Annotated in this window: 13 protein-coding genes; 7 read left to right on the top strand and 6 right to left on the bottom strand. The window is 71.0% G+C overall.

Annotated elements, in window-relative coordinates; genetic code table 11:
* Positions 1-318: 318 nt before the first annotated feature.
* On the bottom strand, positions 319-1524 hold the full coding sequence (locus ACIQ7D_RS16205) for a S8 family peptidase (protein WP_403937967.1): 1206 nt from the start codon (positions 1522-1524) through the stop codon (positions 319-321).
* A 182-nt stretch (positions 1525-1706) separates the two neighbouring features.
* On the bottom strand, positions 1707-2075 hold the full coding sequence (locus ACIQ7D_RS16200) for a winged helix-turn-helix transcriptional regulator (RefSeq protein WP_403937964.1): 369 nt from the start codon (positions 2073-2075) through the stop codon (positions 1707-1709).
* 139 nt (positions 2076-2214) lie between these two features.
* Here ACIQ7D_RS16200 and ACIQ7D_RS16195 point away from each other — a divergent pair, with 139 nt between their 5' ends.
* A complete protein-coding gene (locus ACIQ7D_RS16195) occupies positions 2215-3126 on the top strand; it encodes an NAD(P)-dependent oxidoreductase (protein WP_403937962.1) in 912 nt (303 codons plus the stop codon).
* Between the two features lie 292 nt (positions 3127-3418).
* Here ACIQ7D_RS16195 and ACIQ7D_RS16190 read toward each other — a convergent pair whose 3' ends face one another.
* Together ACIQ7D_RS16190 and ACIQ7D_RS16185 are read right to left on the bottom strand one after the other, a co-directional pair.
* Complete coding sequence (locus tag ACIQ7D_RS16190; RefSeq protein ID WP_403937960.1) at positions 3419-3613, bottom strand: DUF397 domain-containing protein; 195 nt, start codon at positions 3611-3613, stop codon at positions 3419-3421.
* A gap of 18 nt (positions 3614-3631) precedes the next feature.
* Positions 3632-4483 carry a DUF5753 domain-containing protein gene (locus tag ACIQ7D_RS16185; RefSeq protein WP_403937959.1) on the bottom strand — a complete coding sequence of 284 codons (852 nt, stop codon included), beginning with the start codon at positions 4481-4483 and terminating at the stop codon, positions 3632-3634.
* Positions 4484-4725: 242 nt separating this feature from the next.
* Here ACIQ7D_RS16185 and ACIQ7D_RS16180 point away from each other — a divergent pair, with 242 nt between their 5' ends.
* Together ACIQ7D_RS16180 and ACIQ7D_RS16175 are read left to right on the top strand one after the other, a co-directional pair.
* The gene (locus tag ACIQ7D_RS16180) at positions 4726-5202 is read left to right on the top strand and encodes an ATP-binding protein (RefSeq protein ID WP_403937957.1); all 477 of its coding nucleotides are present in this window, start codon (positions 4726-4728) and stop codon (positions 5200-5202) included.
* Positions 5199-5324, top strand: a complete 126-nt coding sequence (locus tag ACIQ7D_RS16175) for a hypothetical protein (RefSeq protein WP_403937956.1) — start codon at positions 5199-5201, stop codon at positions 5322-5324. Before ACIQ7D_RS16180 ends, ACIQ7D_RS16175 begins: the two co-directional genes overlap by 4 nt.
* A gap of 1309 nt (positions 5325-6633) precedes the next feature.
* Here ACIQ7D_RS16175 and ACIQ7D_RS16170 read toward each other — a convergent pair.
* Entirely contained in the window at positions 6634-7545 is a 912-nt protein-coding gene (locus tag ACIQ7D_RS16170) for an alpha/beta fold hydrolase (RefSeq protein ID WP_403937953.1), read from the bottom strand.
* 139 nt (positions 7546-7684) lie between these two features.
* Between ACIQ7D_RS16170 and ACIQ7D_RS16165 the strand changes: the two genes are divergently transcribed.
* On the top strand, positions 7685-8290 hold the full coding sequence (locus ACIQ7D_RS16165) for a TetR/AcrR family transcriptional regulator (RefSeq protein ID WP_403938332.1): 606 nt from the start codon (positions 7685-7687) through the stop codon (positions 8288-8290).
* Positions 8291-8415: 125 nt separating this feature from the next.
* Here ACIQ7D_RS16165 and ACIQ7D_RS16160 read toward each other — a convergent pair whose 3' ends face one another.
* Complete coding sequence (locus ACIQ7D_RS16160) at positions 8416-10242, bottom strand: bifunctional metallophosphatase/5'-nucleotidase (RefSeq protein WP_403937952.1); 1827 nt, start codon at positions 10240-10242, stop codon at positions 8416-8418.
* Positions 10243-10438: 196 nt separating this feature from the next.
* On the opposite strand from ACIQ7D_RS16160, the gene mshD reads away from it, so the two are divergent.
* The 3 genes from mshD (at position 10439) to ACIQ7D_RS16145 (ending at position 15123) form a co-directional block, all read left to right on the top strand.
* The gene (mshD, locus tag ACIQ7D_RS16155) at positions 10439-11404 is read left to right on the top strand and encodes a mycothiol synthase (protein ID WP_403937950.1); all 966 of its coding nucleotides are present in this window, start codon (positions 10439-10441) and stop codon (positions 11402-11404) included.
* A 301-nt stretch (positions 11405-11705) separates the two neighbouring features.
* Positions 11706-13952 (top strand): RNA degradosome polyphosphate kinase, encoded by a 2247-nt coding sequence (locus ACIQ7D_RS16150; protein ID WP_403937948.1) that lies wholly within the window; start codon positions 11706-11708, stop codon positions 13950-13952.
* A complete protein-coding gene (locus ACIQ7D_RS16145; protein WP_403937946.1) occupies positions 13939-15123 on the top strand; it encodes a CHAD domain-containing protein in 1185 nt (394 codons plus the stop codon). Before ACIQ7D_RS16150 ends, ACIQ7D_RS16145 begins: the two co-directional genes overlap by 14 nt.
* Positions 15124-15126: the final 3 nt, after the last annotated feature.

The following is a 15126-nucleotide window of genomic DNA, read 5'->3' as shown; positions in this document are numbered from 1 at the left end:
GACGCCGACAGGGGCACGCCGGTTGCCCGCGCTACGCCGCGAACAGCATCGCGGCCGTCACCACGGCGGTGGCCGGGAGCGCACCGACCACGCCTCCCCCACCGCGTCCACGGCCGCGTTCACGCGCGCGTTCGGGATGCCTCCGTCCCGTTTCACGGCGTCGGCCTCCCGCCCGTAGCGGAAGCCGGGGCGGGAGGCCGACGGGGTGCGGCGGTCCGGGTGTGGCGGTCCGGACGGTGTGGCGGTCCGGACGATGCGGCGGTCCGGACGATGCGGCGGTCCGGACGATGCGGCGGGCGTCGGAGACCGTCGGTGTCGTCAGAGACCGTCGGTGTAGAGGAGCCGGTTGGGCGAGCCCGCCCCGATCGACGTCACCAGGTCCTTGTCGGCCTCCTCGACGAGCCAGGCGGAGACGGCCGAGGGAGAGGCCGTCGGGTACCTCTCCTTGAGCAGCGCGGCGACCCCGGCGACATGCGGGCTCGCCATCGAGGTGCCGCTGAGCGACTTGTATCCGCCGCCGAGCTTCGCCGAGATGATGTCGACCCCGGGCCCGTACAGCTTCAGACACGGGCCCCAGTTGCTGAAGGTGGCCTGCCGGTCCTCCCGGTCGGTGGCGCCGACCGTGATCACCTTGGACGCACTGGCGGGCGAGACGTCACAGGCGTTCTGGTTCTCGTTGCCGGCCGCGACGACCGGCGGGACACCGCTGTCGGCAACGGAGTTGACCGCCGCGTTCACGGCCGTGGACCTGGATCCGCCGATGGACGCGTTCATGACGGCCGGCCCCCTGGCGTTCTTGGCCACCCAGTCGAACCCGGCGATGACCCCGGCCCAGGTGCCCTGACCGTCGCAGCCGAGCACCCGGACGGAGACGAGCGAGGCCTCACGCGCCACGCCGTAGTCGGAACCGCCGACGGTGCCCGCGACATGCGTGCCGTGGGAGTTGCAGTCCTGCCCGTTCCGCCCGTCACCGACCGAGTCGAAGCCGACGCTCGCCCGGCCGCCGAACTCGCTGTGCGCGGTCTCGATCCCCGAGTCGACGATGTACGCGGTGACGCCCCTGCCGGTGCCCTTCACGTCGTACTGCCCGTCGAGCGGCAGATTCCGCTGGTCGATCCGGTCCAGCCCCCAGCTCAGCGCCGGCACCCGCGCCTGACGGCCCGCCAGGGCCCCGGTCTTCGTCGACGCCGAACTGGCCGTGACCACCGCGTTCTCCTCGACGGCCGCGACGGCCGGGAAACGGCGGACCAGATCCAGCTCGGACGCGCTGAGCGTGGCGGCGAATCCGGGGAAGACCGTCTCGTACGTATGCAGGGGGTTGACCCGGAGCTGCCGCACCACGGTGGACGGCGAGAACGTGGGCTTCAGGGAGACGATGTACTGCCCCGGAACCGCCTGGGCGGAACGTTCCACCGGAACCAGGCCCCGGTCGGGGTCTGCCGCCATGGCCTCGGTACCGGTACCGGCGAGCAGGGGAACGAGCAGCAGAAGGGCGGCCGATGCCCAGCGTGCGCGCAGGCGCATATGTGTACTCCTTGCAGATGACTGACCGCCGGACACGTCCCGGGCAGGACACATCCGACAATGTCCGAACACCTCTCTTTCGTCCCGGCCCCCGGCGCGGCTTGAGCGCTCGCCCTTACTGATGGCCGGATGGAGTAACGGGGCAACGCGGCGGGAGCCGCCCCCCGGACCCGCGCGGCGGACTACGGGATCTCGGCGGAGGGCGCCTGCGCAACGTTCCCGAGGACGTGCTCCCGCCCCCACAGCCCGAGCGGACGGAGCGCCAGCTCCAGGGCGACACCGGACACGGTCAGCGCGTACTCGACACGCGGCGGCACCTCGTCGTACACCGCGCGGGACACGATGCCGTGCGCCTCCAGCTCACGCAGTTGAGCGGTGAGGACCTTCTCGGTGACGCCGGGGAGCATCCGGCGGAGCGCGCCGAAGCGGCGCGGGCCCCCCTCAAGCGCCCACAGGATCAGGACCTTCCACTTCCCGCCGATCACGTCCATGGCCGCGTCGATCCCGCAGTGGTACGCGTCGGGCGCGCCCGGCCTGCCCACGGTCGCCATCGCGCTCGCCCCTCCCCCGCCCGTACCGCACGCACCCATGGATCACCTGGGATACGCACTGGATACATACCTCGGGGAAAGTGCGCACTTCGAAGTGGGTACTTGTTGGCCCCCCGCGTCGTCGACCAGCTTAAGTGCCATGACCGACACCGCTTCTGACGCTGTATCCCTTCCCACCAGCCCTTCGACTTCCCCCTCCCTCACCCTCCTCGGACTCGGCGCGATGGGCGCGGCGTTCGCCCGCGCCTGGCTCGCGGCCGGATACTCCCTGACCGTCTGGAACCGCACACCGGGCCGAGCGGAGGCCCTGATCGCCGCAGGCGCCAGGCCCGCCGCGAGCGCCGCCGAGGCGGTGGCCGCGAGCCCGCTGGTCGTGACGTGCCTGCTGGACGACGCCTCGGTCGGCGGGGCACTGGCGGACACCGACCTGGTCGGCAAGGACCTGGTGGACCTCACCACGGGAACCCTGTCGCAGGCCCGCGCCCGCGCCGCGTGGGCCGAGGCACGCGGCGCGCGTTTCCTCAGCGGCGGGATCATGGCCGTACCGCCGATGATCGGAGTACCCGAGGCAGGCGGTTACGTCCTCTACAGCGGATCCCAGGACCTCTTCGAGACGCACCGCACCACTCTGGCGGCCCCTGCGGGCACCCGTTTCGTCGGCGGGAACCCCGGCCATGCCGCGCTCCAGGACGTGGCGCTGCTCAGCGGGATGTACGGAATGATCGCGGGCGCCGCGCACGCGTTCGCGCTGGTACGCGGGGAGAAGGACATCTCCCCGGCAGAGTTCGCGCCGCTGCTGGCGGGGTGGGTGGGGGCGATGTCCGCGGTGATCCCGCAGATCGGCCAGCAGTTGGAGAGCGGCGACTACGAGTCGGGCGTCACGTCGAGCCTGGCGATGCAGGTCGCGGGCGCCCAGACCTTCCTGGCCACGGCACAGGACCAGAACGTCAGCCCCGAACTGCTGACCCCGGTCTTCGACCTGATGCGGCGCCGGGCGGAGACCGGGGGCGGACGGGAGGGCTTCGCGGGCATGGTCGACCTGCTGACCTGAACGTCCCCCTCGGGGCGACGACGCCCGCCCTCGCTCTTGGCCGGCGTGACGAGCGGCGAGCGGGGACGGGCCCATCGGTGCTCTCCCAACTGGCGCAGTCGCGAGGAGAGTTACGCCGACCGGCAGATCAGCAGATCGGCGACACAGGGCGACCATAGTGTCACCCAGAGGTGCGTATCAAGTGTTTGACGTCTAACGTGTGAGTCGATACATAGCCACACCTGCTACGACAGCAGACCGGGCGGCCCCCACCTGCGCCGATGGGGACCGCCCGCGTCAACCACTTGGCACCTCAGGCCAAGTCGTCGAACTCCCCTTCCTTGGCGCCGCCGAGGAAGGCACGGAGCTTGGCACGGGTCGTACGGATGACGACGTTGGGGTTGTCGCTCTCTCGCATCAGGATCTCGCCTTCGTGCACGGCCAGTTCCAGACAATCGGAACCCTCGGCGTTCGAAGACTTGGAGGACTTACGCCACTGAACTTCCATGATTTCACGCCTTCATATTCAAACCTGTTTTGCGATCTTACGGATGAAGTCCCGCGAGCCCTCAGGATCGAGCGACTTCTCCTCCGTCCGATCCAGCGCGACTCTCCAGTTCTCTAGACTCGTTTCGGAATCCAGAAATCCAGAACCGGTCGCGGTGTCCGTCTGCACGGTGTCGAGCTGCGGAACAGGACCGTAGACGTAGTGTGCCGAACTGCTGGCAAACGGGAAACCGCCCGCCGCGAACGGGATCGCCCGGACCGTGACGTTGTCACGGTCCGACTGCTTCAACAGGTGTTCAAGCTGGCTACGCGCGACGGCAGCGCCGCCGTACGTCATCCGCAGCGCCGCTTCGTGAATCAGGAAGGTGCAGGCAGGCGGATCCGCCCGGTCGAGCACATCCCGACGCCTCAGCCGATGGGAGAGCTGGCGACGCTGACGCGCAGGCCGGGGCGGCGGGACGCTCTCCGCGAAGACCGCACGGGCATAGTCCTCGGTTTGCAACAGGCCCGGCATATACATGATCTGCACCGAACGGAAGCCTGCGGCGTGGTGCTCCAACTCGGCCAGGTCGATTGCGTCTGTGGAGAGGTCGCCCCGATAGTCCTCCCACCACCCGTTTATGCGCTCCGAAGCCATTCCCGCGAGCGCTTCGATGTATGCCGCGTCGGGACACTCGTAGTGTCCGGCCCACGTACGTACCCGCTCGCCACTCACACCGAACCGCCCTGATTCGGTGTTGCTGATGGTGGTGCGATCCGTGCCGAGCAACGCTGCGGCTGCGGCAGGCGCGAGGCCGGCATGCTCACGCATCTTGCGCAGTTCGGTGCCCAGCCTGCGCTGCCGTGCCGTGGGTGACTTCCTGGGTGGCATCGCCTTCTCCTTCGTCAGATCTCAGTGCGGCTCGTGCGTCATCGACGACTCGTTGTCGCAGAGCGTATCCATTCAGGTACCAAAACTGATACTTAGCCGCTAACGTACTCAACGCACCGCGTCGCACGTCAGTAAGACCGAAGTGCAGCCGCCCCAGCGCGCCCTGACCCCTGCGCAGGTACGGCCGATGCCACGCATGGCGAGCAGCGCAACCAGCTCAGACCGCGTTGGGAGACGACGACATGACCACCGTTACCGCCTTTCCCGCACCTCCCGCCCTTCCGGCGCCACCACCGGCGCCGCAGGGCGGCGAGATCTTTCGGCTCGCCGTACCGAACACGGTGAACGCCCCCAGAATCGCAAGGGATTTCGTCGGATCACTTCTGCGTGTCGGCAGGCACTCCACGCTCGTGGACGACGCCCGCCTGTGCGTCACCGAGATCGTCACCAACGCGCATCGGCACACCCGCACACGGCAGATCCGTATCGACGTGACCGTCAACAGGAAGCAGGTCACCGTCTCCGTCACGGACGACAAACCCTGGGCCCTGCCGATGCCGCAGAGCCGTTGCGCGGGCCAGGAGTTCGAGGACGGTCAGGGGCTGCACCTCGTGAACACGCTCGCCCACGCGTGGGGCGCGACGATCTACGGAGCCTGCTCACCCCGGGCGAAAGCGGTCTGGTTCACGCTCGCCAGAAGCGCGGCCACGGGGACGTGACGCAGCCCGCGACCGGCGCTCCGCTATGGGACTTCGTGGTGGCCGGGATCGCGCTGGCCCTGGCGGCAGGAGCACTGGTCTTCGCTCCCGCACCGAGGGAACCCCGGCGCGAGGACCACTGATGGGGGGGCGGGTGCGGGTTCGGGCGGTGCCTGTCGGGGCGGGCCGGGGGTGCGTTATGGCGGGCGGTCCGCCCCCTCCCTGATCCGATGGTCGCGGTTCCGGGCCGGGCGTCAAGGGCGCTCCTCCGTCGCGTCGGCTTCGCCGATTCCGCTGCGCTCCACCCTTGACCCCCGTCCCTGCACCGCTGGAAAAGGCAGGGGGGAGGGGGCGGGGGGGAAGGGTCCACTGGGAAACACGTCTGTTCCGTCGGTGGATTGCAGGCTGCGGGCCGGTTCGCCCTGCGGGGCACGCGGCAGTGGTGTGGGGTGGCCCGGCTTTCGTCAAGCGTCCGGCGACCGGATGCTGGCCGGGGCTCATGCCCCGCTGGTCACTCGCCGTGGGTGGAGGGGCCAGGTGACTTCGGGGCGGGTGTGGCATGTGGGGCGGGGGTGGTGCTCAGAGGGGGGTGCGTGGACCGAGAGTCCCGGATAGGGGAGCTTTCGGTCCGCACGAGTGGAACGACGGGCGCCCAACCCCCTGCCAGGTGGGGCAAAGTGGGGCATAGGGCATGCTTTTGGGTGGGGGAGCGTCTGATCGGGCCTCGCGGCGTCCCACGGCCCGAGCTCCGTCAAGGCACCCAGCTCCATCAGGTCAGGTCGAGCCGGTCCCGGCCAAGCTGCATTCACCACCGGCCCCACCCACGAACAGTGACCAGCGGGGCATGAAGCCCAACCCCCATCCGGTCGACGGACGCTTGACGAAAGCCGTCACCGCACCACTCCACGACCGCGTGCCCCGCAGGGCGAACCGGCCCGCCAGCCTGCAACCCACCGCAAGTGCACCGGTGTTTCCCAGTGGACCCTTCCCCCCCCGCCCCCTCCCGAAAAAGCTCTCCCAGCGGCGCAAGGGGGCGGGTCAAGGGTGGAGCGCAGCGACATCGGCGAAGCCGACGCGACGGAGGAGCGCCCTTGACGCGCACCCTGGAGCCGCGATCATCGGAGCTGGAGGGGGCGGGCCGCCCGCCATGAAACACCCCCGGCCCGCCCCGACAGGCACCGCCCGAACCCGCAGCCAACACCGGACAGTGACCAGCGGGGCATGAAGCCCAACCCCCATCCGGTGGGGAGCCGCTTGACGAAAGCCGTCACCACCCCACTCCACTGCCGCGCGCCCCGCAGGGCGAACCGGCCCGCCAGGCTGCAACCCACCGACGGAACAGAGCTGTTCCCCAGGGTGCCCGTCCCTCCGGCCGTCCGACACAACACACCCCCGGCCCGCCCCGACAGGCCCCCGCCCGAACCCGCACCCACCACCCGACAGTGACCGCCCTCAGTCGTGGGTGGCCAGGAAGTTCAGCATCCGCTTGTTGACCTCGTCCGCGTGGTCGATCTGGGGGCCGTGGCCCGTACCCAAGACGATGTCGGCGCGGGCTCCTGGGATCAGGCGTGGGACGCGTTCCGCCTGGCGTTCGGGGTGGACCAGGAGGCTTCGCCTGCCGAGGACGAGGTGGAGCGGGGTGCGGATCGTGCGCAGTTCGTCCTCGGCCAGGGGGAGCGGGGCCGGGCGGCGGATACGGTACGCGCGGACACTGGCCCTGATCATGGCGCGCAGCTCCGGCACGACGAGGACCGGCTGTTCCAGCCAGGCGGCCAGGCGGGGGCGCAGCCGCTTCGGGGCCGAGGTCGCGATGAGGCCGGCGAAGATCCAGGCGAAGAAGCGCAGGCCCACCTTCTCCAGTCCGCCGGGGTCGAGGAGGGTGGCCGAGGCGAGGCGGCCGGGGCTGCGGTGCGCCTGGTTGAGGGTGAGCCATCCTCCGTACGAACTGCCGACGAGGTGAACGCGGTCGAGGCCGAGCCCCGCGAGCGTCTGGTCCAGCCACTGTGCGGCCCGTTCGGGCTGGTGTAGGGGTTCCCGGTGCACGCTGCGGCCGGGGTCGCCCGGGGTGTCGATCGCGTAGACCGGGCGCTCGGCGCTGAGCGCGGGGGTGTTGGGGTACCACATGGCGGAGCAACTGCCCGCCCCGTGCACCAGGACGACCGGGGTGCGGGATTCGGCGGCGGGATCCGTGGGGCCGTACCGGTAGACGTGGGTGGTGCCGAAGCCGGTCTCCAGGTCGGTCTCGGCAACGGCCGGCGCCCCCAGCGCGTAGAGCGCGTCGCAGGCCGCGAAGTAGCGGTCCCGCAGGGCGTCGTTCACATAGCGGCCGACGTCGGGGCGGGCGCGGGTCGTCGTCTCGGGCACGGCGGGACACCTCCGGAGGCAAGCTTCTTTATGGTACGAACGTACCACGATGATGGTACGGCTGTACCATCAAAGCGGTCGGCGGCCCGGGACGACGGCCGGACAACCGATGACGAACCAGCGAGTGGAGACGCGGCCGATGCCCAAGCGGGTGGATCACGAGGAACGGCGTACCGAGATCGCCGACGCGCTCGTCCGGGTGGCCGGGCGGCAGGGCCTGCACGCCGTGGGGATGCGTGACGTGGCGGCGGAGGCCAGGGTGTCGCTGCGCCTGGTGCAGTACTACTTCCAGACCAAGGAGAAGCTGCTGCTCTACGGGCTGGAGCGGCTGGCCGGGCGGTTCACCGAGCGCGTCACCGCCCGGCTCGCCGCCGCCGGGGACGCCCCCGGGCCGCGCGCGACCGTCGAGGCGGTCCTGCTGGTGTCCCTGCCGACCGACGAGGAGAGCCGGGTCTTCCACCTCGTCTACACCTCGTACGCCGTGCTGGCCATGACCGACCGGACGCTCGCCGCCCAGCCCTTCACCGCCAACCCGGCCGCCGCCGAGGACGCCGTGGCGGGCCTGCTCCGGCAGGCGCGGGAGGCCGGGCTCACCCGGCCGGGTACGGAGCCGCGCACGGAGGCGATCACCCTGCTCGCTCTGACCGCCGGGCTCGGTACGAGCATCCTGGCCGGGCACCGCACCCCGGAGTCCGCCACCGCCGTGCTGCACCACCATCTGGACCGGATCTTCCGGGTCGCGTGACCGCTGCCGTACGGGCCGGGCCGTACGGGCCGGGCGGGCCACCGTGTCCGTACCCGCCGAAGGGCGGCGGGCCAGGGGCCCGCCGCCCTTCGTGGGACTGCGGTCGGTGTCGACCGCTACCGCTGCTACTTGATGATCGTGACGCGGTCCGCCGCCGGAGGCGTCAGCGGCGCCTGCGCCGTGGAGTTCGCCGCCAGGTACGCGTTGAACATGTCCAGGTCCGACGCGCCGACCAGCTTGTTCTTCCCCTGGCCCAGGACCGCGAAGCCGTCGCCGCCGCCCGCGAGGAATTCGTTCATCGCGACGCGGTACGTCTTCGCCGGGTCGATCGCCGCACCGTTCAGCTTCACCGTGTCCGTGACGACCCGGGCCGCGCCCGACTTCGTCATGTCCAGGGTGTACGTAAGGCCCTTCGAGACCTGAAGGATCTTCGGCGACGCCTCGTTCGAGCCGCTGACCTGCTGCTGGAGCGCGGTGATGAGCTGCGCACCGGTCAGGTCGACGGCGTTCATCATGTTGGTGAACGGCTGCACGGTGAACGCCTCGCCGTAGGTGACGACCCCGTCGCCCTCACTGCCCGACGCCTTGTACACCAGGTCGGAGCGGATCCCGCCCGGGTTCATGAAGGCGATCTGCGCACCGCCCTTGTCCGCCGGGGCCATGCCCGCGAGCTGCGCGTCCGCGATCACATCGCCGAGCGGGGACTCGGGCGTCGTGGCGCCGCGCCCGTTGATGTCCGCCGAGATGTAGCCCTGCGGGGTGCCCGCGATCGGCGCGGCCAGCTTGTTCCAGCGCGTGATCAGGTCGGTCATGTCCTTGGCCTTGGCCTGGTCACGGCTGACGATGTGGTTGGCCGACTTCACGCCCGCCCGCACGATGTCCTTCGTACGGAGGTCGTAGGTGAGCGTGGTGTCCGTGTAGAGCTTGCCGAACGACGAAGCGGACGTGACCAGGCGAGGGTTGCCCGACGGGTCCGGGATCGTGCACGCGTACGCCTGGTGCGTGTGACCCGTCACCAGCGCGTCGACCTTCGGCGAGATGCCCTTGGCGATGTCGACGATCGGCCCGGAGATACCGTCACCGGCGCCGGGGCTGTCGCAGTCGTAGTTGTACGCGGTGGAGGCCGGCGCCCCGCCCTCGTGGATCAGCGCGACGATCGACTTGACGCCCTGCTTGTCCAGCTCCTTGGCGTACTTGTTGACCGTCTCGATCTCGTCGTGGAACTTGAGGCCCTTGACGCCCTCGGAGGTCACGATGTTCGGCGTGCCCTCCAGGGTCACCCCGATGAAGCCGATCTTGACGCCGTTCTTCTTCCACACCGTGTACGGCTTGAGGACCGGCTTGCCGGTCTTCTCCGACGTCACATTGGCGGCGAGGTACGGGAAGTCGGCACCCTTGAACTTCTTGCCCTTCTCGTAACAGCCCCCGGTCGGGTGGCAACCGCCGTTCTGGAGACGGGCCAGCTCGATGGCGCCCTCGTCGAACTCGTGGTTGCCGACGGCCGTCACATCGAGGTCGATCTTGTTGAGCGCCTCGATGGTCGGCTCGTCGTGGAAGAGACCGGACAGCAGCGGGCTCGCGCCGACCATGTCGCCGCCCGCGGCGGTGATGGAGTACGGGTTGCCCTTGCGCGCGGTGCGCAGCGAGGTCGCCAGGTACTCGACACCACCGGCGGGGATCGCCTTGGTCGTACCGTCGGCCTGCTGCTCGGTGACGGTTCCGGCGGAACCGGCCGGCGGCTCCAGGTTGCCGTGGAGGTCGTTGAAGGAGAGGAGTTGTACATCGACCGTGGTGGGCTTCGGCTTGGAGTGGCTGAAGCCGTGCCCGCCGCCGTGGGCGGGGGTCTGTGCGGTGGCCGGCATCGCGGCGACGAGGGCGCCTGCGGTGGCCAGACCGGCGGCAGCGGCGAGCACCCGCCGTGCCGCGCGGTTCTTCTGCGGTGTCGCTGACATCGATCCCCTTATGAACTCAAAAGTCTGGAGCCTGCGAGCGGCAGCCTAGAGTCAACGCGCGTAGCTCGGACAGGGTCGGCGGGTTACGAGTGGGTTGCCTTTGCGCGTACGTCACCGGTCGGTACCGCGCGCACCACTCCGCCCCATGCCCCTCCCGCACCTCTCCCGGGCCGCGCCGCCGCCGTACCCTCGACGCATGACAGACGCAGTAGCCCGCGAGTCCGGCCGGCAGATCCAGACCCTCGACGCGCTCACCCCCGAGCAGGCCGAGGACGTCCTCGGCCTGCTCGCCGAAGCAGCCGCCACGGACGGGGTGCAGGCCGTCTCGGAACAGGGGCGGCTCCAGTTGCGCGGCGGACACCGCGAGGGCGTACGGCACTTCCTGGTCACCGCGGACCGGGAGGGCGGCGACACGGGAGGCGGTGAGGGAGACGGCGGAACGCGGGAGCTGGTCGGATACGGGCAGTTGGAGGACACCGACCCCGTCGAGGCGCCCGCCGTCGAACTGGTCGTACGTCCCGGGCGGCGCGGCCGGGGCCACGGCCGGGCGCTGGGCAACGCGCTGCTGGGCGCCTCCGGGAAGCGGCTGCGGGCCTGGGCGCACGGCGGGAAGTCGGCCGCCCGCCATCTCGCGCAGGTGCTCGGGCTGACACTCTTCCGCGAGCTGCGCCAGCTCCGCCGCCCGCTGGCCCCGCCGGACATCGCGGAGCCGGCGCTGCCGTCCGGGGTCACCGTCCGTACCTTCGTCCCCGGGCAGGACGACGCGGCCTGGCTCGCGGTCAACGCCGCCGCGTTCGCCCACCACCCGGAGCAGGGCGCGCTGACCCAGCGGGACCTGGACGACCGGATCGCGGAGCCGTGGTTCGACGCGAAGGGTTTCTTCCTGGCCGAGCGGGACGGGGAGCTGATCGGGTTCCACTGGACGAAGGTGCACGCCGAGGAGCAGCTCGGTGAGGTGTACGTCGTCGGCATCAGGCCGGACGCGCAGGGCGGCGGCCTCGGCAAGGCGCTCACCGCGATCGGGCTGCGGCACCTCGCGTCGCAGGCGCTGCCGACCGCGATGCTGTACGTGGACGCGGACAACACGGCGGCGGTGACGGTGTACGAACGGCTGGGCTTCGCCACCCACGAGGTGGACCTGATGTACCGCACGGAGACCTGAGCGCGCGGCGGGCCACCCCCGGGGCTCCCCGGGCCACCCGAACGGCGTACCGTACCCGTCGGCCCCGGGGAGACCCGCCGCGCTTCCCTGCATGTCATGTCGCCGTTACCGGCCATTCAGAAGCCCTTGCGACCCTCGGTGAATGCAGCCCGAGCCCGCTGTACCCCCCACTCCGAACGGCACCCCGAACCGCACCCCGAACGGCACTCCCGACGCCAGGACCGCCGCGAACGGCAGGATCCGCCTCACCCCCGCTCTCTCCGACGCGCCTGTCGTAGCCTCCGCGCGGAAGAATAGGGACATGAACCACCAGCCCGCCGAGGTTCCGGTCCAGCATTCCCAGCCCCCTCAGCAGCCGTCCGTGGGCTTCATAGCCGCGCACCGGCCCCATACGGTCGCCACGACCGGGTCGGCGGGCGATCTCGAACCCGATCTCGACTCCGACCTCGACGCGTACGAGGAAGACCGCGACCACGGCGGCGCCGAGCTGCCGCAGGGCCGGTTCCTGGACCGTGAGCGAAGCTGGCTCGCGTTCAACGAGCGGGTGCTGGAGCTGGCCGAGGACCCGGCGACGCCGCTCCTCGAACGGGCGAACTTCCTCGCGATCTTCGCGTCCAACCTGGACGAGTTCTTCATGGTCAGGGTCGCGGGCCTGAAGCGGCGCATCGCGACCGGGGTCGCCACCCGCTCCGCCTCCGGCCTCCAGCCGCGCGAGGTGCTGGACCTGATCTGGACCCGCTCGCGCGAGCTCATGGCCCGGCACGCCGCCTGCTACCAGCAGGACATCGCCCCCGCGCTGGCCGACGAGGGCATCCACATCATCCGCTGGCCCGAGCTGACCGAGAAGGAGCAGGCGCGCCTCTTCACCCTCTTCCGCCAGCAGATCTTCCCGGTCCTCACACCGCTCGCGGTGGACCCGGCCCACCCGTTCCCGTACATCTCGGGGCTCTCGCTCAACCTGGCGGTCGTCGTACGCAACCCGGTCAGCGGCCACCGCCACTTCGCGCGGGTGAAGGTGCCGCCGCTGCTGGCCCGCTTCCTGGAGGCGTCGCCGCAGCGCTACGTCCCCCTCGAAGACGTGATCGCCGCACATCTGGAGGAGCTGTTCCCCGGCATGGAGGTGCTCGCGCACCACATGTTCCGGGTCACGCGCAACGAGGACCTGGAGGTCGAGGAGGACGACGCCGAGAACCTCCTCAAGGCGCTGGAGAAGGAGCTGATGCGGCGCCGCTTCGGGCCGCCGGTGCGCCTGGAGGTCGAGGAGTCCATCGACCCGTACGTCCTCGACCTGCTGGTCCGCGAGCTGAAGGTGTCCGACGCCGAGGTCTATCCGCTGCCGGGGCCGCTGGATCTGACGGCGCTCTTCCGGATCTCGTCGCTGGACCGGCCGGAGCTGAAGTTCCCCAAGTTCATCGCGGGCACGCACCGCGATCTCGCCGAGGTGGAGTCCGCCTCCGCGCCCGACATATTCGCGGCGCTGCGCGAGCGTGACGTCCTGCTGCACCACCCGTACGACTCGTTCTCCACCTCCGTCCAGGCGTTCCTGGAGCAGGCGGCGGCCGACCCCGATGTGCTGGCCATCAAGCAGACGCTGTACCGGACGTCCGGCGACTCCCCGATCGTGGACGCGCTGATAGACGCGGCGGAGTCGGGCAAGCAGGTCCTCGTCCTCGTCGAGATCAAGGCGCGCTTCGACGAACAGGCCAACATCAAGTGGGCGCGGAAGCTGGAGGAGTCCGGCTGCCATGTGGTGTACGGGCTGGTCGGGCTGAAGACGCACTGCAAGCTCTCGCTGGTGGTACGGCAGGAGGGCGAGACCCTGCGCCGCTACAGCCATGTCGGCACGGGCAACTACCACCCGAAGACGGCCAGGCTCTACGAGGATCTGGGGCTGCTCACCGCGGACCCGCAGGTCGGCGCGGACCTCTCCGACCTCTTCAACCGGCTGTCCGGCTACTCGCGCCGGGAGACCTACCGGCGGCTGCTGGTCGCCCCGAAGTCCCTGCGCGACGGGCTCATCTCCCGGATCAACAAGGAAGTGGCGCACCACCGCGCCGGGCGGCCCGCGTACGTCCGTATCAAGGTCAACTCGATGGTGGACGAAGCGACCATCGACGCCTGTTACCGGGCGGCGCAGGCGGGTGTCCCGGTGGACATCTGGGTGCGCGGGATCTGTGCCGTACGGCCCGGAGTGGCGGGCCTGTCGGAGAACATCCGGGTGCGGTCGATCCTGGGGCGCTTCCTGGAGCACTCCCGGATCTTCGCGTTCGGCAACGGCGGCGAGCCGGAGGTCTGGCTCGGCAGCGCCGACATGATGCACCGCAACCTCGACCGCCGCATCGAGGCGCTGGTCCGGATCACCGACCCGGCCCACCGCGCGGCGATCACCCGGCTCCTGGAGACCGGGATGTCCGACACGACGTCCTCCTGGCACCTGGGCGCGGACGGCAACTGGACCCGGCACTCCACGGACGCGGAGGGCCAGCCGCTGCGGCACGTACAGGAAATGCTCATAGACGCCCGGAGGCGCCGGCGTGCAGCACCATGAAGTGGACACCGACCGGGGCACGGCATCCGGAACGGTGCCATCCGCACCACTGGACCCGGCCGCACCACCGGACCCGGCGGCACCGGCCGGCCGTGTCGCTCCGGCCGGGACCGGAGCCCCCGCCGATCCCGCCCATCCCTCCCATCCCGCCGACTCCGCGCGGCTGACGGCGGGCGAGATCCTGGCCGGGTATCTGCACGCACGCGCGGGTGACTTCCTGCGCGGGCTGCGGCTGTACGGCGAGAGCGGCGCGGACACGGCCGCCGCCGAGGAGGCGGCCCGGACGCTGCGCGGCGCGGCGCGCCGGATCAGCGGCGCGCTGCACACCTACCGGCCGCTGCTCGACCAGGCCTCGGCGGATCAGCTCCGTACGGAACTGGGCTGGCTCTCCGGCACCCTCGCCCAGGAGCACGCCTGCACGAGCCGGCTGCACCGGCTGCTGGGGGCGCTGGCCCGGCTCTCGGGTGCGGTGGTGCCGCAGGCCGGCCCGTCATCGGCGGGCCCGGTCACTGCGGGCGCGGGGAGGACCGGCACCTTGGCCGTGGGCACGCTGACGGTCGGGGCGTCCCGGGCGGGCGCGCTGCTGGAGCGCCAGCTCACCCTGGCCAGGACACGCGCCCACTCGTCGGCGCTCCAGGCACTGGGCTCGTCCCGCTTCCACGCGGTGGCGGACGCGGTGGCCGTACTCGCCTCCGAGGTGCCGCTGGTGCCGCTGGCGGGCGCGCCCGCCGTCGAGGTGCTGGCGGGCCCCGGCGAGGCGACCGAGGCCCAGCTCCTCGACGCCGTGGCCGCGCTGCCCCTGGCCCGGGCGGCCCATCCGTACAACGCGGAGGCCCTGGTCCATGGCCTGGCCACCACGTCCGAGGGGGAGACGCAGGACGCGCCCTGGCACCAGGTACGGCGGCTGCTGCGGCTGCACCGCTACACCCAGGAGGTGTGGTGCGCGGGCGGCGCCCCCGATCCGGCGCTGCTCGCGGCGGGCCAGGCCCTGGACCGGCACCGCGACGCGGCCGAGGCGGCAGCGGCGGCGGCGAACGCGGCCCGTACTCCCCGGATCGCCCCGACGACGGCGTACGCGCTGGGCGTGCTCCACGCCGACCAGCGCCACGAGGTCGAGGCGGCGCGCTTCGCGTTCCAGCAGCTCTGGCAGAAGGCGGCGGTGACACGATGACCG

Source organism: Streptomyces sp. NPDC096310 (assembly GCF_044763125.1).
Lineage (GTDB): Bacteria > Actinomycetota > Actinomycetes > Streptomycetales > Streptomycetaceae > Streptomyces.
The sequence above is the reverse complement of the archived record's forward strand: the minus strand, read 5'-3'. Positions and strand labels throughout refer to the sequence as shown.

Excerpts from the sequence above, each read along its gene's own strand:
- ACIQ7D_RS16165 (WP_403938332.1), top strand. The coding sequence starts at position 7,685 with ATGCCCAAGCGGGTGGATCACGAGGAACGGCGTACCGAGATCGCCGAC.
- ACIQ7D_RS16200 (WP_403937964.1), bottom strand. The coding sequence starts at position 2,075 with ATGGCGACCGTGGGCAGGCCGGGCGCGCCCGACGCGTACCACTGCGGG.
- ACIQ7D_RS16185 (WP_403937959.1), bottom strand. The coding sequence starts at position 4,483 with ATGCCACCCAGGAAGTCACCCACGGCACGGCAGCGCAGGCTGGGCACC.
- ACIQ7D_RS16180 (WP_403937957.1), top strand. The coding sequence starts at position 4,726 with ATGACCACCGTTACCGCCTTTCCCGCACCTCCCGCCCTTCCGGCGCCA.
- ACIQ7D_RS16195 (WP_403937962.1), top strand. The coding sequence starts at position 2,215 with ATGACCGACACCGCTTCTGACGCTGTATCCCTTCCCACCAGCCCTTCG.
- mshD (WP_403937950.1), top strand. The coding sequence starts at position 10,439 with ATGACAGACGCAGTAGCCCGCGAGTCCGGCCGGCAGATCCAGACCCTC.
- ACIQ7D_RS16190 (WP_403937960.1), bottom strand. The coding sequence starts at position 3,613 with ATGGAAGTTCAGTGGCGTAAGTCCTCCAAGTCTTCGAACGCCGAGGGT.
- ACIQ7D_RS16150 (WP_403937948.1), top strand. The coding sequence starts at position 11,706 with ATGAACCACCAGCCCGCCGAGGTTCCGGTCCAGCATTCCCAGCCCCCT.
- ACIQ7D_RS16160 (WP_403937952.1), bottom strand. The coding sequence starts at position 10,242 with ATGTCAGCGACACCGCAGAAGAACCGCGCGGCACGGCGGGTGCTCGCC.
- ACIQ7D_RS16205 (WP_403937967.1), bottom strand. The coding sequence starts at position 1,524 with ATGCGCCTGCGCGCACGCTGGGCATCGGCCGCCCTTCTGCTGCTCGTT.